Raw genomic sequence first — 20,949 nt, forward strand, 5'->3', positions numbered from 1 at the left:
CTTTTGGTTACTTTTGGGGCGTTTGCCAAAAGTGACCCGCCGTAAGGGCGGAACCCCAAGAAGCCGTTACCGCAGCAACGGATATACACACCAAACAAACAGACAATAAAAAGGCGCCCGAAGGCGCCTTTTCACTTACCAGCCGTCAGGCCATTTCTGCAGTGGTCTCGAAGTCAAACGTCAGCTCACCATCCTTGATGTCGATATGAACCACACCGCCATGCTCGGCCAGCTCGCCAAACAGAATCTCCTCCGCCAGCGGACGCTTGATCTTGTCCTGGATCAGACGCGCCATCGGACGAGCGCCCATGGCCGAATCGTACCCACCGGCCGCCAGCCAGCTGCGCGCCGCATCGGTAACCTCCAGAAGCACACGCTTGTCTTCCAATTGCGCCTGAAGTTCGGTGAGGAACTTGTCCACCACACTTTTGATGACCTCATGACTGAGGCGACCAAACTGAATGATGGTATCCAGACGGTTGCGGAATTCCGGCGTGAAGCTCTTCTTGATCACTTCCATCGCATCGGACGAGTGGTCCTGATGGGTGAAACCGATCGAAGCACGCGCCGCCGTTTCAGCACCGGCGTTGGTGGTCATGATCACGATCACGTTGCGGAAGTCCGCCTTGCGCCCGTTGTTGTCGGTCAGCGTGCCGTGGTCCATCACCTGCAGCAGCAGGTTGAAGACTTCCGGATGCGCCTTCTCGATTTCATCGAGCAGCAATACGCAATGCGGTTGCTTGGTGATCGCTTCGGTCAACAGACCGCCCTGGTCGAAACCGACATAACCCGGAGGCGCACCGATCAGACGCGATACGGTGTGGCGCTCCATGTACTCGGACATGTCGAAACGCACCAGTTCGATCCCCAGCGCCTTGGCCAATTGACGCGCGGCTTCGGTTTTACCGACACCGGTCGGCCCTGCGAACAGGAACGAACCGACAGGCTTGTCAGGCGACTTGAGACCGGCACGGGACAGTTTGATCGCAGTCGACAGCGAATCGATCGCCGCGTCCTGACCGAACACCGTCAGCTTCAGGTCACGCTCGAGGTTACGCAGCAGTTCCTTGTCGGAGCTGGTGACGTGCTTCGGCGGAATCCGCGCGATTTTCGCAACGATGTCCTCGACTTCAGGGACTTCGATGCGTTTCACACGCTTCTCGACCGGTTGCAGACGCTGATAGGCGCCGGCCTCGTCGATCACATCGATGGCCTTGTCCGGCATGTGCCGGTCATTAATGTAGCGCGAAGCCAGTTCCGCAGCGGCGCGCAGCGACTCATCGCTGTATTCGATATTATGATGCTGTTCAAAACGCCCTTTCAGGCCACGCAGGATACCGATGGTGTCTTCCACCGACGGCTCGACAACATCGACCTTCTGGAAGCGACGCGCCAGGGCGCGGTCTTTTTCGAAGATGCCACGGAATTCCTGGAACGTGGTCGAACCGATGCAGCGAATGTCGCCAGACGACAGCAGCGGCTTGAGCAGGTTCGAGGCATCCATGACGCCGCCCGAAGCGGCACCTGCACCGATAATGGTGTGGATCTCGTCGATGAACAGGATCGCCTGCGGACGTTTTTTCAGCTCGTTGAGCAGCGCCTTGAAGCGCTTCTCGAAGTCACCGCGATACTTGGTGCCCGCGAGCAGAGCGCCCAGATCGAGGGAATAAACGACGCTGTTGGCCAGCAGGTCCGGCACCTGGTTGTCGACAATGCGCTTGGCCAGGCCTTCGGCAATCGCGGTTTTACCCACGCCCGCCTCGCCCACCAGCAGCGGATTGTTCTTGCGACGACGCGCAAGAATCTGCGCGACACGCTCGACTTCCGTTTCACGCCCGACCAGCGGATCGATCCGGCCCTGGCGTGCGAGTTCGTTGAGATTGCTGGCATAAGCGTCCAGCGGATTGCCTGAAGAAGAAGACTCACCGCCCTCATCGTCCTGCATATCTTGTTCACCTTCAGAGTGATCGCCATGCCCCGGCACTTTGGAAATGCCGTGAGCGATATAGTTGACGACATCAATGCGTGCAACGCTCTGCTGTTTCAGCAGGAACACCGCCTGACTCTCTTGCTCACTGAAGATTGCAACCAGCACGTTGGCGCCGGTTACTTCGCGTTTGCCCGAGCTCTGCACATGAAAGACAGCACGTTGCAGTACACGCTGGAAGCCCAGGGTTGGCTGGGTTTCGCGATCCTCGTCATGGACAGGGATCAGCGGCGTGGTGGAGTCGATGAACTCCTGCAGGTCGTGCTTGAGTTTGTCGAGGTTTGCGCCGCAGGCACGCAATACGGTGGCGGCAGCCTCATTGTCCAATAGGGCCAGCAGCAGGTGTTCGACGGTCATGAACTCATGACGTTTCGAACGTGCCTCCTTGAAGGCAAGATTGAGGGTGACTTCGAGCTCGCGGTTTAACATAGCTTCACCTCATACCCAAGTGGTCGGCGATTAACCGTCCTTCTCGATTTCACAGAGTAGCGGATGCTGGCTTTCCCTGGCGTACTGGTTGACCTGCATGGCCTTTGTCTCGGCGATGTCGCGGGTAAACACTCCACATACTGCCCGCCCTTCTGTGTGGACGGCCAGCATGACCTTGGTCGCCAGCTCGCGATTCAGGTTAAAAAACACCTCGAGCACTTCGACGACGAAATCCATCGGTGTGTAGTCATCATTGAACAAAACCACCTTGTACATCGGCGGCGCCTGTAACGCAGGCTTTGCTTCCTGAACAGCAACGCCTGCCGAATCGTCGTCGTGCTCCTGTGGAAGATCCTTTTGGAGAAGCGGGCGATCCTGATTGAATGTTAGTCGAATCTGGCTGATTGCATGCATGGAAAGAAAGGTTCGTCAGTTGTGCAAATACAGTGGTGGGGGCGGCTTGACACGTTTTCAACTCCGACTGCCCGGTCACCTTGACTATCGGGAAAACGGTGTTACAACCAATAGAACCCACAGTGGGGAAAAAAGATCCGCGGAGTCAATCTTTTTAACGGATTCGACTGCGGATGAATTGGATGATACTCCAGCGATGGAGACTGTTGCAGAGGGATTTGAGCATGGCTGTCGGCAAGGTGAAATGGTTCAACAATGCCAAGGGGTTCGGTTTCATTAATACCGACTCCCGCGAGGGGAAGGACGAGGACGGCAAGGAGATCGATTTCTTTGCCCACTATTCCGCCATTGAAATGGACGGATACAAAACCCTCAAAGCCGGGCAAATCGTCAAATTCGAGATCGTGCAAGGGCCCAAAGGCCTGCATGCCACAAAAATTCAGAATGTCGAAGCCGCAAAAGATGCCGCCTCGGCCGCTACTCAGCACCAGTCAGTGACCAGCTGAAGCAACCCGAACACCTGCCAGAAAACAAACCGCCCGGCTCGATCACTCGAGCCGGGCGGTTTCGTTGCAGCTGCCGTTCTTACATGTGCTTGATCAGCGCTTCACCGAAGCCCGAAGAAGACACCAGTGTGGCGCCTTCCATCAGACGTTCGAAGTCGTAGGTCACGGTCTTGGCCTTGATGGCGCCATTGGTGCCCTTGATGATCAGGTCGGCCGCCTCGGTCCAGCCCAGGTGGCGCAGCATCATTTCCGCCGACAAAATCACCGAACCCGGGTTGACCTGGTCCTTGCCGGCATATTTCGGCGCAGTACCGTGGGTCGCCTCGAACATGGCTACGGTGTCGGACAGGTTGGCACCCGGCGCGATACCGATACCGCCCACTTCCGCCGCCAGGGCGTCGGACAGGTAGTCACCGTTGAGGTTGAGGGTGGCGATCACATCGTATTCGGCCGGACGCAGCAGGATCTGCTGGAGCATGGCGTCGGCGATGGCGTCCTTGACGACGACTTCGCGGCCGGTTTTCGGGTTCTTGAATTTCATCCATGGGCCGCCATCGAGCAGCTCGGCGCCGAATTCTTCCTTCGCCACCTCGTAGCCCCAGTCCTTGAAGGCACCTTCGGTGAATTTCATGATGTTGCCCTTGTGCACGATGGTCAGCGACTTGCGGTCGTTGTCCACCACGTATTGCAGCGCCTTGCGCACCAGACGCTTGGTGCCTTCTTTGGAAACCGGCTTGATGCCGATGCCGCAATCCTGGTCGAAACGGATCTTGGTGACGCCCATTTCTTCTTTCAGGAATTTGATGACCTTGGTGGCCTCAGGGGAGCCGGCTTTCCATTCGATACCGGCATAAATGTCTTCGGAGTTCTCGCGGAAGATCACCATGTCGACGTCGCCAGGCTTTTTCACCGGGCTCGGCACACCTTCGAACCACACCACAGGGCGCAGGCAGACATAGAGATCGAGCTGTTGGCGCAGGGCGACGTTGAGGGAACGGATGCCGCCACCGACCGGAGTGGTCAGCGGGCCTTTGATGGAGACCACGTAATCCTTGACCGCGTCCAGGGTTTCCTGGGGCAGCCAGGTGTCCTGGTCATAGACCTGAGTTGCTTTTTCGCCAGCATAAACCTCCATCCAGGAAATCTTGCGCTTGCCCCCGTAGGCTTTTTCTACGGCAGCATCAACCACTTTGATCATCACAGGGCTGACGTCGACGCCAATGCCGTCACCTTCGATGAAGGGAATGATCGGGTTATCAGGGACATTGAGAGAATGGTCTGCGTTGACGGTGATTTTGTCGCCGACGGCTGGAACCTGAATCTTCTTGTAACCCATGCTGAACTCCATTGTTTGGATTGAACATCTGGCTTGGTTCGAGCGTAACCCAGTTGAATCAACACGCAAACCCTCTGTTCCGGGCGCGACCACATCTCGTTTCGTACAAGCCTGAAAGCAAAGGGAAAAGCGCCAATCTCAAGCATTCACGGCGACTCTACGCCCCACCCCGCCCTGCGACCTTTAGACCAATGGACGAGAATCGTTGCATATGAACCATCGGCAGATTGCCAGCTACCTATGTATAATGCCGCCCGCTGACCACAGGGTCACGACGGCTGGCCTCTCTAGCACGAGACTTTCCGCCTGATTGGTCGGGTTGTTACCGCAGTCCGACTGCTTGACGCTCTACTGATGCACCCAACATCACCGCGAAGATTCTCGACATTCGGTTCATGGATGACTTTGAACGAACGCGCTTACCCGGCGCCCCTCGAGTTTCTGCGCACGCTTTAGCAAAGAAGAGAGAGTTAATCCGAATATGCCCACCCGCTCGAAGATCATCTATACCTTCACCGACGAAGCTCCAGCCCTCGCCACCTATTCCCTGCTGCCGATCATCGAGGCTTACACCGCCTCGGCCGATATCGCCGTGGAAACCCGCGATATCTCTCTTGCAGCACGTATTCTGGCCAGCTTCCCCGAGCAACTGGGCGACAAAGCCGTAGCCGACCACCTCGCCGAACTGGGCGACCTGGCCGTTACGCCTGAAGCCAACATCATCAAGCTGCCGAACATCAGCGCTTCGGTTCCGCAGTTGCAAGCCGCGATCAAAGAACTGCAAGCCCAGGGCTACAACCTGCCGGACTACCCGGAATCCGTGACCAACGACGCCGAAAAAGAAGCCAAGGCGCGTTACGACAAGGTCAAGGGCAGCGCCGTGAACCCGGTTCTGCGTGAAGGCAACTCCGACCGTCGTGCGCCGCTGTCGGTCAAGAACTACGCTCGCAAGCACCCGCACAAAATGGGCGCCTGGGCCAAAGACTCCAAGTCTCATGTCGCTCACATGAGCACCGGCGATTTCTATGGCAGCGAAAAAGCTGTCCTGATCGACGCCGCTGACGCCGTGAAGATCGAACTGATCGCCAAAGACGGCACCGCGACCGTCCTGAAAGAAAAGACCACCGTTCAGGCGGGCGAGATCCTCGACTGCTCCGTGATGAGCAAAAAGGCCCTGCGCGCGTTCATCGCCGCCGAAATCGACAGCGCCAAGCAGCAAGGCGTGCTGCTGTCGGTTCACCTGAAAGCCACCATGATGAAGGTCTCCGACCCGATCATGTTTGGTCAGATCGTTGCCGAGTTCTACAAGGACGCCCTGACCAAGCACGCCGACGTGCTGGCCGAAATCGGCTTCAACCTGAACAACGGCATCGGCGACCTGTACGCCCGCATCAAATCCCTGCCGGCCGAGCAGCAAGCCCAGATCGAAGCTGACATTCAAGCGGTCTACGCCGTTCGTCCGTCGCTGGCGATGGTCAACTCCGACAAAGGCATCACCAACCTGCACGTGCCGAGCGACGTTATCGTCGACGCCTCGATGCCGGCCATGATCCGTGACTCCGGCAAGATGTGGGGCACTGACGGCCAGTTGCACGACACCAAGGCTGTGATCCCGGATCGCTGCTACGCCACCATCTACCAGGCCGTGATCGAAGATTGCAAAGCCAATGGCGCTTTCGATCCGACCACCATGGGCAGCGTGCCAAACGTTGGCCTGATGGCTAAAAAGGCTGAAGAGTACGGCTCCCACGACAAGACCTTCCAGATCAAGGCTGACGGCGTGGTACGCGTGACCGACAGCAAAGGCACCCTGCTGATGGAACAGGCTGTTGAAGCCGGCGACATCTTCCGCATGTGCCAGACCAAAGACGCGCCGATCCAGGACTGGGTCAAACTGGCCGTCAACCGTGCTCGCGCAAGCGCAACTCCAGCCATTTTCTGGCTGGACCCGATGCGCGCCCACGACGGCGTGGTGATCGAGAAGGTTCAGGCTTACCTGAAGGATCACGACACCGCCGGTCTGGACATCCAGATCATGGCGCCGGTCGATGCCATGAAATACACCCTGCAGCGCACCCGCGAAGGCAAGGACACCATTTCGGTGACCGGCAACGTACTGCGCGACTACCTGACCGACCTGTTCCCGATCATGGAACTGGGCACCAGCGCCAAGATGCTGTCGATCGTGCCGCTGATGAACGGCGGTGGCCTGTTCGAAACCGGCGCCGGCGGTTCGGCTCCGAAGCACGTGCAGCAACTGGTCGAAGAGAACTTCCTGCGCTGGGATTCGCTGGGTGAATTCCTGGCCCTGGCCGCTTCTCTCGAGCACCTGGGTGTTAACTACAACAACCCGAAAGCGCTGGTTCTGTCCAAGACCCTGGATCAGGCCACCGGCCAGTTCCTCGACAACAACAAGTCGCCATCGCGCAAAGTCGGCAACATCGACAACCGCGGCAGCCACTTCTACCTGGCGATGTACTGGGCACAAGCTCTGGCCGCCCAGACTGAAGACGCTGCACTGCAAGCGCAGTTCGCGACTCTGGCCAAAACCCTGACCGAGAACGAAGCGACCATCGTCGCCGAGCTCAACGCCGTTCAAGGCAAGCCAGTGGACATCGGCGGTTACTACCACGCCGACGCCGAGCTGATCAGCAAGGCCATGCGCCCAAGCGCAACCCTCAACGCGGCGATTGCTGCGCTGGTATAAGGTTGTAAAGGGAACATCACAAACCCCGGCCATGCGCCGGGGTTTGTGTTTCTGCCTTTCGCCCAGGAGATTCAATCAATGCAATGGCTCCCCCACATCACCGTCGCCACCATCGTCGAGGACAACGGCCGTTTCCTGATGGTCGAGGAACACAAGGCTGGCCGTAACGTACTCAATCAGCCGGCCGGCCATCTGGATCCGGACGAAACCCTGATCGAAGCCGCCGTACGCGAAACCCTCGAAGAAACCGGCTGGGACGTCGAGCCCACCGCCGTGGTCGGCATTTATCTGTATACCGCCCCGAGCAACGGCGTGACTTACCAGCGCGTGTGCTTCAGCGCCAAAGCCGTGAAACATCACCCGGATTACCCACTGGACGACGGCATCGTCGGCGCCAAGTGGCTGACCCGCGACGAATTATTGGCCCAGCGCGATAATTGGCGCAGCGAGCTGATCATCCGTTGCATCGACGATTATCTGGCCGGCAATCGCTTCGGCCTCGAACTGATCCGCCCTTCCCTTTAGCCTTGAGGCCGTGAGCCTGATAGAATCGCGTCCTTTTTCAAGACACTCATTGAATCCCTATGCGTGATCCAGCCCCTTCTGACACATCCAAGAAGCGCGTCATTGTCGGCATGTCCGGCGGCGTGGACTCTTCCGTTTCCGCTCTCCTGCTGATCGAGCAGGGCTATGAAGTGGAAGGCCTGTTCATGAAGAACTGGGAAGAAGACGACGGAACGGAATACTGCACCGCCATGGACGACCTGGCGGATGCCCAGGCCGTGTGCGACAAGATCGGCATCAAACTGCACACCGCCAACTTCGCCGCCGAGTACTGGGACAATGTGTTCGAGCACTTCCTGGCCGAATACAAGGCCGGCCGCACGCCGAACCCGGACATCCTGTGCAACCGCGAGATCAAGTTCAAGGCGTTCCTCGACTACGCCATGATGCTCGGCGCCGACCTGATCGCTACCGGTCACTACGTGCGCCGCCGCGACATCGACGGCCGCACCGAACTGCTCAAGGGCCTGGATCCGAACAAGGATCAGAGCTACTTCCTGCACGCCGTCGGCGGCGAACAGATCGCCAAGACCCTGTTCCCGGTCGGCGAGCTGGAAAAGCCGCAAGTCCGTGCGATTGCCGAGAAATACGAGCTGGCGACCGCCAAGAAGAAGGATTCCACCGGGATCTGCTTCATCGGCGAGCGTCGCTTCAGCGATTTCCTCAAGCAATACCTGCCGGCGCAACCGGGCGAGATCAAGACCACCGAAGGCGAAGTCATCGGCCGTCACCACGGTTTGATGTACCACACCATCGGTCAGCGCCAGGGCCTGGGCATCGGTGGTCTGAAAGACGCCGGCGACGAGCCGTGGTACGTGCTGCGCAAGGATCTGGACACCAACGAGCTGATCGTCGGTCAGGGCAACAACCATCCGTGGCTGTTCTCCAGCGCCCTGCTCGCTTCGGAAATCTATTGGGTCAATCCGATCGATCTGAGCCAGCCGCTGCGTCTGACCGCCAAAGTCCGTTATCGCCAGAGCGATCAGGCCTGCACCCTTGAGAAAACCGACACCGGCTATCGCGCCGTGTTCGACGAGCCGCAACGCGCGGTCACGCCGGGCCAGTCGGTGGTGTTCTATGACGGTGAAATCTGCCTCGGTGGCGGCGTGATCGAAGTCGCCGAGCCTTGGAGCGGCCAGGCATGAGCCCGACTCAGGAGCAATTGACCGCTCTGGGCGGCGTGTTTCTCGCCGCCGTGCTGGTCGACCGGATCGCCAAGACCGGCCAGACCAACGAGGCCGGCCTGAGCTGCATGCTCGGCAGCCTGCTGGTTCGCGACCCGAAAGACACCCTGGATGTTTACGGCGGCGACGACATCAACCTGCGCGAGGGTTACCGCGCGCTGATCGGTGCCCTTGAGCGCGACCCGAGCACTCTGCAGCGCGAACCGCTGCGTTACGCCCTGTCGATGCTTGGTCTTGAGCGACAACTGGCCAAGCGCGACGACATGCTCGACGTGATCGGCAAGCGTCTGCCGCAGATTCAGTCGCAGGTCGAGCATTTCGGCCCGGCCCATGAAAACGTGATCGCGGCCTGCGGTGCGCTGTATCAGGACACCCTGAGCACGCTGCGCCAACGCATTCAGGTGCATGGCGACATGCGCAATCTGCAGCAGCCGAGCAATGCCTCGAAGATCCGCGCCCTGCTGCTCGCCGGCATTCGTTCGGCCCGCCTGTGGCGCCAGCTCGGCGGTCACCGCTGGCAACTGGTCGTCAGCCGGCGCAAATTGCTCAAAGAGCTGTATCCGTTGATGCGCAGCGAGTAAATCACCGCGCAACAAAAGCTTTGTAGTCTGTAACGCGTAATACGCCGGTCAGTTGGCGACGGACCGGCGGATTTTTTCATGTATGATACGCGCCCCATTTCGTTGCCCGACTGTCCGAGAACACCCCATGCAGCTCTCTTCGCTCACTGCGGTTTCCCCTGTTGACGGCCGCTACGCCGGCAAAACCCAGGCCCTGCGCCCAATTTTCAGCGAGTACGGCCTGATCCGTGCCCGCGTTCTGGTTGAAGTGCGCTGGCTCCAGCGCCTGGCCGCTCACGCCGGCATCCCGGAAGTGCCAGCCTTCTCCGCCGAAGCCAACGCCGTTCTGAACGAACTGGCCGAAAACTTCTCGCTGGAGCACGCCGAGCGCGTGAAAGAGATCGAGCGCACCACCAACCACGACGTCAAAGCGATCGAATACCTGCTCAAGGAGCAGGCAGCCAAGCTGCCGGAGCTGGCCAAGGTCAGCGAATTCATCCACTTCGCCTGCACCAGCGAGGACATCAACAACCTGTCCCACGCCCTGATGCTGCGCGAAGGTCGTGACGACGTGATGCTGCCGCTGATGCGCCAGACCGCCAACGCCATCCGCGAACTGGCCCTGCGCTTCGCCGACGTGCCAATGCTGTCGCGCACCCACGGCCAGCCGGCTTCGCCGACCACTCTGGGTAAAGAGCTGGCGAACGTGGTTTACCGTCTCGAGCGTCAGATCGCTCAGGTCGCTGCCGTTCCGCTGCTGGGCAAGATCAACGGTGCTGTCGGCAACTACAACGCTCACCTGTCGGCCTACCCGCAGATCGACTGGGAAGCCAACGCCCGCGCCTTCATCGAAGACGAGCTGGGCCTGGCCTTCAACCCGTACACCACGCAGATCGAGCCGCACGACTACATCGCCGAGCTGTTCGACGCCATTGCGCGCTTCAACACCATCCTGATCGACTTTGACCGTGACATCTGGGGCTACATCTCCCTGGGTTACTTCAAGCAGCGCACCATCGCCGGCGAAATCGGTTCGTCGACCATGCCGCACAAGGTCAACCCGATCGACTTCGAAAACTCCGAAGGCAACCTGGGCATCGCCAACGCGCTGTTCCAGCACCTGGCGAGCAAACTGCCGATCTCCCGCTGGCAGCGCGATCTGACTGACTCCACCGTTCTGCGCAACCTCGGTGTGGGTTTCGCCCACAGTGTGATCGCGTACGAAGCGAGCCTCAAAGGCATCAGCAAGCTCGAACTGAACGCTGACAAGATCGCTGCCGATCTGGACGCTTGCTGGGAAGTCCTGGCCGAGCCGATCCAGACCGTGATGCGCCGCTACAACATCGAAAACCCGTACGAGAAGCTGAAAGAACTGACGCGCGGCAAGGGCATCAGCCCTGAAGCGCTGCAGACTTTCATTGATGGCCTGGACATGCCGGCCGCTGCGAAAGCCGAGCTCAAGCAACTGACTCCGGCCAACTACATCGGCAACGCTGTAGCGCAAGCCAAACGCATCTGACCGACTGCTTGACCCGTTTGAGACGCCCGGCCGCGCCGGGCGTTTTTATTCCCGTCTGAAAAATGCTTTTTTTCAATAGGTTACATATGAATCCCGATATTCCTCTTCAACTTCTGGGTGGTCTCACGGCGCGCGAATTCATGCGCGATTACTGGCAGAAAAAACCACTGCTGATCCGTCAGGCGATTCCTGATTTCGAAAGCCCGATCGACGCCGACGAACTCGCCGGCCTGGCCCTGGAAGAAGAAGTCGAATCGCGCCTGGTGATCGAGCACGGCGAGCGTCCATGGGAACTGCGTCGCGGCCCGTTCGCCGAAGACGAATTCAGCAAACTGCCGGAGCGCGAGTGGACCCTGCTGGTGCAGGCGGTCGATCAGTTCGTGCCGGAAGTCAGCGAGCTGCTGGAAAACTTCCGCTTCCTGCCGAGCTGGCGCGTCGACGACGTGATGATCAGCTTCGCCGCCCCGGGTGGCAGCGTCGGCCCGCACTTCGATAACTACGACGTGTTCCTGCTGCAAGGCCACGGCAAGCGCAACTGGAAAATCGGCCAGATGTGCGACTCCGAAAGCCCGCTGCTGCAACACGCCGACCTGCGCATCCTCGCCGAATTCCACGAGACTGAAGAGTGGGTCCTGGAACCGGGCGACATGCTCTACCTGCCACCGCGCCTGGCCCACTGCGGTGTTGCCGTCGACGACTGCATGACCTACTCGGTCGGTTTCCGCGCACCAAGCGCCGCAGAAGTGCTGACCCACTTCACCGACTTCCTCAGCCAGTTCCTGACTGACGAAGAGCGTTATACCGACGCCGATGCAAAACCGGTCAGCGATGATCCACATCAGATCCAGCACGATGCCCTCGGCCGCCTGAAAGCGCTGCTCGCCGAGCACATGAGCGACGAACGCCTGCTGCTGACCTGGTTCGGCCAGTACATGACCGAGCCGCGCTATCCGGAGCTGGTGGTCGGGCCGGAAGAAGTCGAGGAAGAAGACCTCCTCGGCGCGCTCGAAGACGGCGCCATCCTGATCCGCAATCCGAGCGCGCGCCTGGCGTGGTCGGACGTCGATGACGATCTGCTGCTGTTCGCCAGCGGCCAGAGCCGCTACCTGCCGGGCAAGCTGCGCGAACTGCTGAAGCTGATCTGCTCCGCCGACGCCCTGCACACCGACAACCTCGGTGACTGGCTGAGCGATGAAGACGGTCGCGGCCTGCTGTGCGAACTGGTCAAACAGGGAAGCCTGGGGTTCGCCGACGATGAATAAGATTCGCGTACGTGTTGCAGATTGGCAAAAGGACAACGCCGAGATCCGCCGCATTCGCGAAACGGTGTTCATTGCCGAACAATCGGTTCCACCCGAGCTTGAGTGGGACGCCGATGACGCTACGGCGGTGCATTTCCTGGCCTTCGAAGGCGACTTTCCGATCGGCACCGCCCGCCTTTTGCCCGACGGGCATGTTGGCCGGGTTTCGGTGCTGAAGGACTGGCGCGGCTTGAAGGTTGGCGATGCGCTGATGCAAGCGGTGATTGCCGAAGCGGAAGCACGCGGCCTTAAGCAGCAGATGCTCAGCGCCCAGGTGCAGGCCACGGCGTTCTATGAGCGTCTGGGTTTCAACCTGGTCAGCGAGGAATTCCTCGAGGCCGGGATTCCGCATGTCGATATGGTTCGTCATTCGGCCTGAACGATCACGTAACACGCAAAACGCCCCGCCATCTCACGATGCCGGGGCGTTTTGCTGTCTACGATTCAACTTGCCCCACCCCGGGCCGACAAACTGGCAATATCAAGCCTTTCGAAAGCGGAGATAACGGACATGTCCCTACGCACCCTGCTCACCACCCTGCTGCTCGGCTGCAGTTTTTCGGTGATGGCAGCCACAGAAATCGTGCCCCTCAAGTACCACACCAGTGCCGACATGCTGCCGGTGGCTCAGGACTTTATCGGCAAGGACGGCCAGGTCAGCGCCTATGGCAACCAACTGATCGTCAAGGCCGAGCCCGGCAAGATTCAAGAACTCAAGGACCTGCTCTCGCAACTCGACACCACGCCCAAGCGCCTGCTGATCACAGTCGACACCAACGAAAACAACGGTCGTGGCGATGAAGGCTATTCGGTGAACGGCGCGCAAACCCGCATCATCAGCCGCAGCACCGCCAGCCGTGACGGCGGCATTCAGCAAATTCAGGCCAGCGAAGGTGCACCGGCACTGATCCAGGTCGGCCAGAGCGTGCCGATCACCAGCAGCCAGACCAACTCCTACGGCGATTACAGCAGCCAGACGCAATATCGCAACGTCACACAGGGTTTTTACGTCACCGCCAGCGTCACCGGCGAAACCGTTCACCTGGCAATCAGTACCAACCGTGACCGCATGAGCCAGGAACGTCCCGATGTAGTGAACGTGCAAAGCACCGACACAACTGTCACCGGACGGCTGGGCGAATGGATCACCCTCGCCGGCGTGAATCGCCAGACCCAAGCCGACAAACAGGGCCTGGCCCGCAGCTACTCGACTCAAGGCCGGGATGACATGACGTTGCGGGTGAAAGTCGACACGTTGGACTAAAGCACCGAAAACTGACTGATTAGTCGTATTAGACGAAAGATGTAGTGCTTGAAAAAAAGCACTACAAAACGTTTGACGAGCCAAAAAAGCGAAGGCATGATGGCCTCGCTCCCGCTAATCAGAGGCCCTGGCAAGGGCCTTCGAAGCGCTGCTCGCAACCATCCCCGCGAGCCGTTTCGTGTCTGTACCGCCCACAAGGTGTGTTTGACGAGGTTGCCGACTGGAACGAAGTTGTCCCGAGGGACGGAAGCGTAATTAGGTAACCCGGCTTTACACTGTAGTTCGTATAAAGGCCCACGACGCCTGAATGCGCCCGCCAGTTCGCCTTTACCTGCTCACCTCCCCTCGAGCTCATCGTTCATCCCGTCGCCTGCCCCGCCGAACCCGACCTGACCACCTAAGCTTCTGGTCAGCGAGCGCAAGGAATTTTCCACCGCAGAACAACTTTTCATAAAGACGCGACGAGGTTTATCTCCATGGCACTGACACGCGAACAGCAAATTGCAGCCCTTGAAAAAGACTGGGCTGAAAACCCGCGCTGGAAAGGCGTGACTCGCAATTACTCCGCTGCTGACGTCGTCCGTCTGCGTGGCTCGGTTCAACCAGAGCACACCTTTGCAAAAATGGGCGCCGAAAAACTGTGGAACCTGGTCACCCAGGGTGCCAAGCCGTCCTTCCGCCCAGAGAAAGATTTCGTCAACTGCATGGGCGCCCTGACCGGCGGTCAGGCTGTGCAGCAGGTTAAAGCCGGTATCCAGGCGATCTACCTGTCGGGCTGGCAAGTCGCGGCGGACAACAACTCCGCCGAATCGATGTACCCGGACCAGTCGCTGTACCCGGTGGACTCGGTTCCAACCGTGGTCAAGCGCATCAACAACTCGTTCCGTCGCGCCGACCAGATCCAGTGGAAAGCCGGCAAGAACCCGGGCGACGAAGGCTACATCGACTACTTCGCGCCAATCGTGGCTGACGCTGAAGCCGGTTTCGGCGGCGTACTGAACGCCTACGAGCTGATGAAGAGCATGATCGAAGCAGGCGCCGCCGGCGTTCACTTCGAAGACCAACTGGCTTCCGTGAAGAAATGTGGCCACATGGGCGGCAAGGTGCTGGTGCCAACCCAGGAAGCCGTGCAGAAGCTGACCGCTGCCCGTCTGGCTGCCGACGTTGCCGGCGTACCGACCATCATCCTGGCCCGTACCGACGCCAACGCTGCCGACCTGCTGACTTCCGACTGCGACCCGTACGACCAGCCGTTCGTGACTGGCACCCGTACCCAGGAAGGTTTCTACAAGGTTCGTGCAGGTCTGGATCAGGCAATCGCCCGTGGCCTGGCCTACGCGCCGTACGCCGACCTGATCTGGTGCGAAACCGCCAAACCAGACCTGGACGAAGCCCGTCGCTTCGCTGAAGCGATCAAGAAGGAATACCCGGACCAGATCCTCTCTTACAACTGCTCGCCTTCCTTCAACTGGAAGAAAAACCTGGACGACGCGACCATCGCCAAGTTCCAGCGCGAACTGTCCGCCATGGGTTACAAGCACCAGTTCATCACCCTGGCCGGCATTCATAACATGTGGCACAGCATGTTCAACCTGGCGCACGACTACGCCCGCAACGACATGACTGCCTACGTGAAGCTGCAAGAGCAGGAATTCGCTGACGCCGCCAAGGGCTACACCTTCGTGGCTCACCAGCAGGAAGTGGGCACTGGCTACTTCGACGACATGACCACCGTGATCCAGGGCGGCACGTCCTCGGTGACCGCGTTGACCGGCTCGACCGAAGAAGAACAGTTCCACTGATCGACTTCGCCTGAGCGAACGGCCTTTGCGGACCGTATAGAAAGCTAACCGCACTGCCGAAAAACTGACGCCCCGACTGGTTCGGGGCGTTTTTTTGCCTGCGCTTTTCCGGGCACCTCAGGAAATGGCACAGCCTGTCAGGCAAAACATTGATCCAGAGCGGTATCCGCATCGGAAAAACCGGTTAAAACGGGCGCCGCCGCTACTTGCAGTAACGCGGATATAAGACAACTTCCCGACTACTGACCCGTTAAACAGTTACCCAATCACTCCAAACGATATCAATTATCATTTAGCGACAACTATGTTCGTTACATTTCCTACAAAACATAATTCGTGAAATCCCGGCTAATGCCCGCAGCGCATGGGCTGCGGGCCCTTCGAGGTGCGCTATGTCCTTATTCCAATAAATAATTTCGCTATAGGAATTTTACTTGCCGGGTGTTTAGCCATAAAATCAGCGCGATTGATTGCTGCGACATATCGTCACTGCCTTATTTCTTTATCAAGCTCAGAGACCTTTGCTCTCTGTTAAGGATTTCCAGCATGCCCGAAGCGACAGGACTCATGGCCCACAACTGGGGCTTTGCCATTTTCCTTCTGGGTGTAGTCGGCCTGTGTGCCTTCATGCTCGGCGTCTCCAGCCTCCTCGGGTCAAAAGCCTGGGGCCGCAGCAAAAACGAACCGTTCGAGTCCGGCATGCTACCTACCGGTGGCGCCCGCTTGCGGCTCTCAGCCAAATTCTATCTGGTCGCGATGCTGTTCGTGATCTTCGATATCGAAGCCCTCTTTCTCTTTGCATGGTCTGTGTCCGTCCGCGAAAGCGGCTGGACCGGATTCGTCGAAGCTCTCGTTTTCATAGCAATTCTGTTGGCAGGTCTTGTCTACCTGTTCCGAGTGGGCGCCCTTGACTGGGCTCCGGAAGCTCGTCGCAAGCGGCAGGCGAAGCTGAAACAATGAGGCTTTGGCAATGCAATACAATCTCACCAGAATCGACCCCGATGCTCCTAACGAGCAGTATCCGATCGGCCAGCGGGAAACCGTTTCCGATCCGTTAGAAGATCAAGTCCACAAAAACATTTTCATGGGCAAGCTGGAAGACGTGCTGAGTGGCGCGGTCAACTGGGGACGTAAGAACTCCCTGTGGCCGTACAACTTCGGTCTGTCGTGCTGCTACGTGGAAATGACCACCGCCTTCACGGCGCCCCACGACATCGCGCGCTTCGGCGCCGAAGTTATCCGGGCTTCACCGCGTCAGGCTGATTTCATGGTTATCGCCGGGACCTGCTTCATCAAGATGGCGCCGATCATTCAGCGCCTGTACGAGCAGATGCTCGAGCCGAAATGGGTTATCTCCATGGGTTCGTGCGCCAACTCCGGCGGCATGTACGACATCTACTCCGTGGTTCAGGGGGTGGACAAGTTCCTGCCCGTTGACGTCTACGTACCTGGCTGCCCGCCCCGTCCAGAAGCATTTCTGCAAGGTTTGATGCTGTTGCAGGAATCCATTGGCCAGGAGCGTCGCCCACTGTCCTGGGTCGTTGGCGATCAAGGCGTTTATCGCGCCGACATGCCTTCGCAGAAGGAACAGCGCCGCGAACAGCGAATCGCAGTCACCAACCTGCGCAGCCCTGACGAAGTCTGATCCAGTCTGTTTCAAAGAAACGAGAAGCTGGCTTCATTCTTTACGTTGACCGAAAGCGAAAAAATAACCATGACTACAGGCAGTGCTCTGTACATCCCGCCTTATAAGGCAGACGACCAGGATGTGGTCGTCGAACTCAACAACCGTTTTGGCGCCGAAGCGTTCACCGCCCAGCCGACCCGCACCGGCATGCCGGTGCTGTGGGTGGCTCGCGCCAAGCTCGTCGAAGTCCTGACCTTCCTGCGCAATCTGCCCAAACCGTACGTCATGCTCTATGACCTGCACGGCGTGGACGAGCGTCTGCGCACCAAGCGTCAAGGGCTGCCGAGCGGTGCCGATTTCACCGTGTTCTATCACCTCATGTCGCTGGAACGTAATAGTGACGTGATGATCAAGGTCGCCTTGTCCGAAAGCGACCTCAGCTTGCCGACCGTCACCAGCATCTGGCCGAACGCCAACTGGTACGAGCGTGAAGTCTGGGACATGTACGGCATCGACTTCAAAGGTCACCCGCACCTGTCGCGCATCATGATGCCGCCGACCTGGGAAGGTCACCCGCTGCGCAAGGACTTCCCGGCGCGCGCCACCGAATTCGATCCGTTCAGCCTGAACCTGGCCAAGCAACAGCTTGAGGAAGAAGCCGCGCGCTTCCGTCCTGAAGACTGGGGCATGAAGCGTTCCGGTGCGAACGAGGACTACATGTTCCTCAACCTGGGCCCGAACCACCCTTCGGCGCACGGTGCGTTCCGCATCATCCTGCAGCTGGACGGTGAAGAGATCGTCGATTGCGTTCCGGACATCGGTTACCACCACCGTGGCGCCGAGAAGATGGCTGAGCGTCAGTCCTGGCACAGTTTCATTCCGTACACCGACCGTATCGACTACCTCGGCGGCGTGATGAACAACCTGCCGTACGTGCTCTCGGTCGAGAAGCTGGCCGGCATCAAGGTGCCAGAGAAAGTCGACGTCATCCGCATCATGATGGCCGAGTTCTTCCGGATCACCAGCCACCTGCTGTTCCTGGGTACCTACATCCAGGACGTCGGCGCCATGACTCCGGTGTTCTTCACCTTCACCGACCGTCAGAAGGCCTACACGGTGATCGAAGCCATCACCGGTTTCCGTCTGCACCCGGCCTGGTACCGCATCGGCGGCGTCGCCCACGACCTGCCACGCGGCTGGGAAAAACTGGTGAAAGACTTCGTTGAATGGCTGCCGAAGCGCCTCGACGAATACACCAAGGCCGCCCTGCAGAACAGCATCCTCAAGGGTCGTACCATCGGCGTTGCCCAGTACAACACCAAAGAGGCCCTGGAATGGGGCGTTACCGGTGCTGGCCTGCGTTCCACCGGTTGCGACTTCGACCTGCGTAAAGCGCGTCCGTACTCCGGCTACGAGAACTTCGAGTTCGAAGTGCCGCTGGCTGCCAACGGCGATGCCTACGACCGCTGCATGGTTCGCGTCGAAGAGATGCGCCAGAGCGTCAAGATCATCGACCAGTGCCTGCGCAACATGCCGGAAGGCCCGTACAAGGCGGATCACCCGCTGACCACGCCGCCGCCGAAAGAGCGCACGCTGCAGCACATCGAAACCCTGATCACGCACTTCCTGCAAGTTTCGTGGGGCCCGGTCATGCCGGCCAACGAATCCTTCCAGATGATCGAAGCGACCAAGGGCATCAACAGTTATTACCTGACGAGCGACGGCGGCACCATGAGCTACCGTACCCGGATCCGTACTCCGAGCTTCGCCCACCTGCAGCAGATCCCTTCGGTGATCAAAGGCAGCATGGTCGCGGACCTGATTGCGTACCTGGGTAGTATCGACTTCGTTATGGCCGACGTGGACCGCTAAGCATGAACAGCACGCTTATCCAGACAGACCGTTTCACCTTGAGCGAAACCGAGCGCTCGGCCATCGAGCACGAGCTGCATCACTACGAAGATCCGCGCGCGGCGTCGATCGAAGCCTTGAAGATCGTCCAGAAGGAACGCGGCTGGGTACCGGACGGCGCTCTGTACGCCATCGGCGAGATCCTCGGCATCCCGGCCAGCGACGTTGAAGGCGTGGCCACGTTCTACAGCCAGATCTTCCGTCAGCCGGTCGGCCGTCACATCATTCGCGTCTGCGACAGCATGGTCTGCTACATCGGTGGCCACGAGTCGGTGGTCAGCGAAATCCAGAACAACCTGGGTATCGGCCTGGGTCAGACCACCGCCGACGGTCGCTTCACCCTGCTGCCGGTCTGCTGCCTCGGCAACTGCGACAAGGCACCGGCGCTGATGATCGATGACGACACCTTTGGCGATGTCCAGCCTGCCGGCGTCGCCAAACTGCTCGAGGGCTACGTATGACCCTGACTTCTTTCGGTCCGGCCAACCGCATCCAGCGTTCGGCCGAGACTCACCCGCTGACCTGGCGCCTGCGTGACGACGGCGAAGCCGTGTGGCTCGACGAGTACCAGGCCAAGAACGGTTACGCCGCTGCGCGCAAAGCCTTCGCCGACATGGATCAGGACGCCATCGTCCAGACCGTGAAAGACGCCGGCCTCAAAGGTCGCGGCGGTGCAGGCTTCCCCACAGGCGTGAAGTGGGGCCTGATGCCAAAGGACGAATCCATCAACATCCGCTACCTGCTGTGCAACGCGGATGAAATGGAGCCGAACACCTGGAAAGACCGCATGCTGATGGAGCAACTGCCCCATCTGCTGATCGAAGGCATGCTGATCAGCGCCCGCGCGCTGAAAACCTACCGTGGCTACATCTTCCTGCGTGGCGAATACACCACCGCCGCCAAGCACCTGAACCGTGCCGTGGAAGAAGCCAAGGCAGCCGGCCTGCTGGGCAAGAACATCCTGGGCAGCGGCTTCGATTTCGAGCTGTTCGTCCACACCGGTGCCGGACGTTACATCTGCGGTGAAGAAACCGCACTGATCAACTCCCTCGAAGGCCGCCGCGCCAACCCGCGTTCCAAGCCACCCTTCCCTGCCGCCGTTGGCGTGTGGGGCAAGCCGACCTGCGTGAACAACGTTGAAACCCTGTGCAACGTGCCGGCGATCATTGCCGACGGCGTGGACTGGTACAAATCGTTGGCCCGCGACGGCAGCGAAGACATGGGCACCAAGCTCATGGGCTTCTCCGGCAAGGTCAAGAACCCCGGCCTGTGGGAACTGCCATTCGGCGTGACCGGCCGCGAGCTGTTCGAAGACTACGCCGGCGGCATGCGCGACGGCTTCAAGCTGAAAGCCTGGCAGCCAGGTGGCGCCGGTACCGGTTTCCTGTTGCCGGAACACCTCGACGCACAAATGTACGCTGGCGGCATCGCCAAGGTTGGCACCCGTATGGGTACCGGCCTGGCCATGGCGGTGGACGACAGCGTCAACATGGTGTCCCTGCTGCGCAACATGGAGCAGTTCTTCGCTCGCGAATCCTGCGGTTTCTGCACCCCTTGCCGTGATGGCCTGCCATGGAGCGTCAAGCTGCTGATGGCCATCGAACAAGGCCGCGGCCAGCCAGGCGACATCGAGACCCTGCTGGGTCTGGTCAACTTCCTCGGCCCGGGCAAGACCTTCTGTGCTCACGCACCGGGTGCCGTGGAGCCGTTGGGCAGTGCCATCAAATACTTCCGTCCAGAGTTCGAAGCCGGTATCGCGCCTGCAAGCGCCGCCGTCCCGCCTCTGGCGAAGCCGATCGTAGTCGGCGCGTAAACGCTTAAAAAGGCGAAGGGTCCGT

The 20,949-nt window shown here is 59.4% G+C and carries 18 protein-coding genes; 15 read left to right on the forward strand and 3 right to left on the reverse strand.

Going from position 1 to position 20,949, the window contains the following annotated elements:
• Positions 1 to 145: 145 nt before the first annotated feature.
• Complete coding sequence (gene clpA, locus QRN46_RS05995; protein ID WP_007951436.1) at positions 146 to 2,416, reverse strand: ATP-dependent Clp protease ATP-binding subunit ClpA; 2,271 nt, start codon at positions 2,414 to 2,416, stop codon at positions 146 to 148.
• Between the two features lie 30 nt (positions 2,417 to 2,446).
• A complete protein-coding gene (clpS, locus tag QRN46_RS06000) occupies positions 2,447 to 2,830 on the reverse strand; it encodes an ATP-dependent Clp protease adapter ClpS (protein ID WP_011334948.1) in 384 nt (127 codons plus the stop codon).
• A gap of 224 nt (positions 2,831 to 3,054) precedes the next feature.
• Here clpS and QRN46_RS06005 point away from each other — a divergent pair, with 224 nt between their 5' ends.
• A complete protein-coding gene (locus QRN46_RS06005) occupies positions 3,055 to 3,336 on the forward strand; it encodes a cold shock domain-containing protein (RefSeq protein ID WP_011334949.1) in 282 nt (93 codons plus the stop codon).
• A gap of 79 nt (positions 3,337 to 3,415) precedes the next feature.
• Here QRN46_RS06005 and icd read toward each other — a convergent pair whose 3' ends face one another.
• Positions 3,416 to 4,672 (reverse strand): NADP-dependent isocitrate dehydrogenase, encoded by a 1,257-nt coding sequence (icd, locus tag QRN46_RS06010; RefSeq protein ID WP_007951441.1) that lies wholly within the window; start codon positions 4,670 to 4,672, stop codon positions 3,416 to 3,418.
• A 481-nt stretch (positions 4,673 to 5,153) separates the two neighbouring features.
• Between icd and QRN46_RS06015 the strand changes: the two genes are divergently transcribed.
• The 14 genes from QRN46_RS06015 (at position 5,154) to nuoF (ending at position 20,924) form a co-directional block, all read left to right on the forward strand.
• Entirely contained in the window at positions 5,154 to 7,379 is a 2,226-nt protein-coding gene (locus tag QRN46_RS06015; protein ID WP_201820108.1) for an NADP-dependent isocitrate dehydrogenase, read from the forward strand.
• Between the two features lie 78 nt (positions 7,380 to 7,457).
• Complete coding sequence (locus QRN46_RS06020) at positions 7,458 to 7,904, forward strand: NUDIX hydrolase (protein WP_285354395.1); 447 nt, start codon at positions 7,458 to 7,460, stop codon at positions 7,902 to 7,904.
• Between the two features lie 59 nt (positions 7,905 to 7,963).
• On the forward strand, positions 7,964 to 9,088 hold the full coding sequence (mnmA, locus tag QRN46_RS06025) for a tRNA 2-thiouridine(34) synthase MnmA (RefSeq protein ID WP_285354396.1): 1,125 nt from the start codon (positions 7,964 to 7,966) through the stop codon (positions 9,086 to 9,088).
• A complete protein-coding gene (hflD, locus tag QRN46_RS06030) occupies positions 9,085 to 9,708 on the forward strand; it encodes a high frequency lysogenization protein HflD (RefSeq protein ID WP_011334953.1) in 624 nt (207 codons plus the stop codon). The genes mnmA and hflD overlap by 4 nt, the downstream gene beginning before the upstream one ends.
• A gap of 127 nt (positions 9,709 to 9,835) precedes the next feature.
• The gene (gene purB / locus QRN46_RS06035; RefSeq protein ID WP_085712387.1) at positions 9,836 to 11,206 is read left to right on the forward strand and encodes an adenylosuccinate lyase; all 1,371 of its coding nucleotides are present in this window, start codon (positions 9,836 to 9,838) and stop codon (positions 11,204 to 11,206) included.
• 86 nt (positions 11,207 to 11,292) lie between these two features.
• Positions 11,293 to 12,468, forward strand: a complete 1,176-nt coding sequence (locus tag QRN46_RS06040) for a ribosomal protein uL16 3-hydroxylase (protein WP_007951451.1) — start codon at positions 11,293 to 11,295, stop codon at positions 12,466 to 12,468.
• Positions 12,461 to 12,886, forward strand: coding sequence for a GNAT family N-acetyltransferase (locus tag QRN46_RS06045; protein WP_007951452.1), 426 nt, complete (start codon positions 12,461 to 12,463; stop codon positions 12,884 to 12,886). The genes QRN46_RS06040 and QRN46_RS06045 overlap by 8 nt, the downstream gene beginning before the upstream one ends.
• A gap of 132 nt (positions 12,887 to 13,018) precedes the next feature.
• Positions 13,019 to 13,771, forward strand: a complete 753-nt coding sequence (locus tag QRN46_RS06050) for a secretin N-terminal domain-containing protein (protein ID WP_201820105.1) — start codon at positions 13,019 to 13,021, stop codon at positions 13,769 to 13,771.
• Positions 13,772 to 14,247: 476 nt separating this feature from the next.
• A complete protein-coding gene (gene aceA / locus QRN46_RS06055) occupies positions 14,248 to 15,573 on the forward strand; it encodes an isocitrate lyase (RefSeq protein ID WP_011334956.1) in 1,326 nt (441 codons plus the stop codon).
• 546 nt (positions 15,574 to 16,119) lie between these two features.
• Positions 16,120 to 16,533: an NADH-quinone oxidoreductase subunit A gene (locus QRN46_RS06060; RefSeq protein ID WP_003223812.1), complete on the forward strand. Its 414-nt coding sequence runs from the start codon at positions 16,120 to 16,122 to the stop codon at positions 16,531 to 16,533.
• A 10-nt stretch (positions 16,534 to 16,543) separates the two neighbouring features.
• Positions 16,544 to 17,218, forward strand: coding sequence for a NuoB/complex I 20 kDa subunit family protein (locus QRN46_RS06065; protein ID WP_007951456.1), 675 nt, complete (start codon positions 16,544 to 16,546; stop codon positions 17,216 to 17,218).
• A gap of 69 nt (positions 17,219 to 17,287) precedes the next feature.
• Complete coding sequence (gene nuoC, locus QRN46_RS06070) at positions 17,288 to 19,072, forward strand: NADH-quinone oxidoreductase subunit C/D (RefSeq protein ID WP_011334957.1); 1,785 nt, start codon at positions 17,288 to 17,290, stop codon at positions 19,070 to 19,072.
• Between the two features lie 2 nt (positions 19,073 to 19,074).
• Positions 19,075 to 19,572, forward strand: coding sequence for an NADH-quinone oxidoreductase subunit NuoE (gene nuoE, locus QRN46_RS06075; RefSeq protein WP_003223804.1), 498 nt, complete (start codon positions 19,075 to 19,077; stop codon positions 19,570 to 19,572).
• The gene (gene nuoF, locus QRN46_RS06080) at positions 19,569 to 20,924 is read left to right on the forward strand and encodes an NADH-quinone oxidoreductase subunit NuoF (RefSeq protein ID WP_007951458.1); all 1,356 of its coding nucleotides are present in this window, start codon (positions 19,569 to 19,571) and stop codon (positions 20,922 to 20,924) included. Before nuoE ends, nuoF begins: the two co-directional genes overlap by 4 nt.
• Positions 20,925 to 20,949: the final 25 nt, after the last annotated feature.

The organism is Pseudomonas sp. lyk4-R2A-10 (genome assembly GCF_030209075.1).
Classification (GTDB): Bacteria; Pseudomonadota; Gammaproteobacteria; order Pseudomonadales; family Pseudomonadaceae; genus Aquipseudomonas; species Aquipseudomonas glycinae.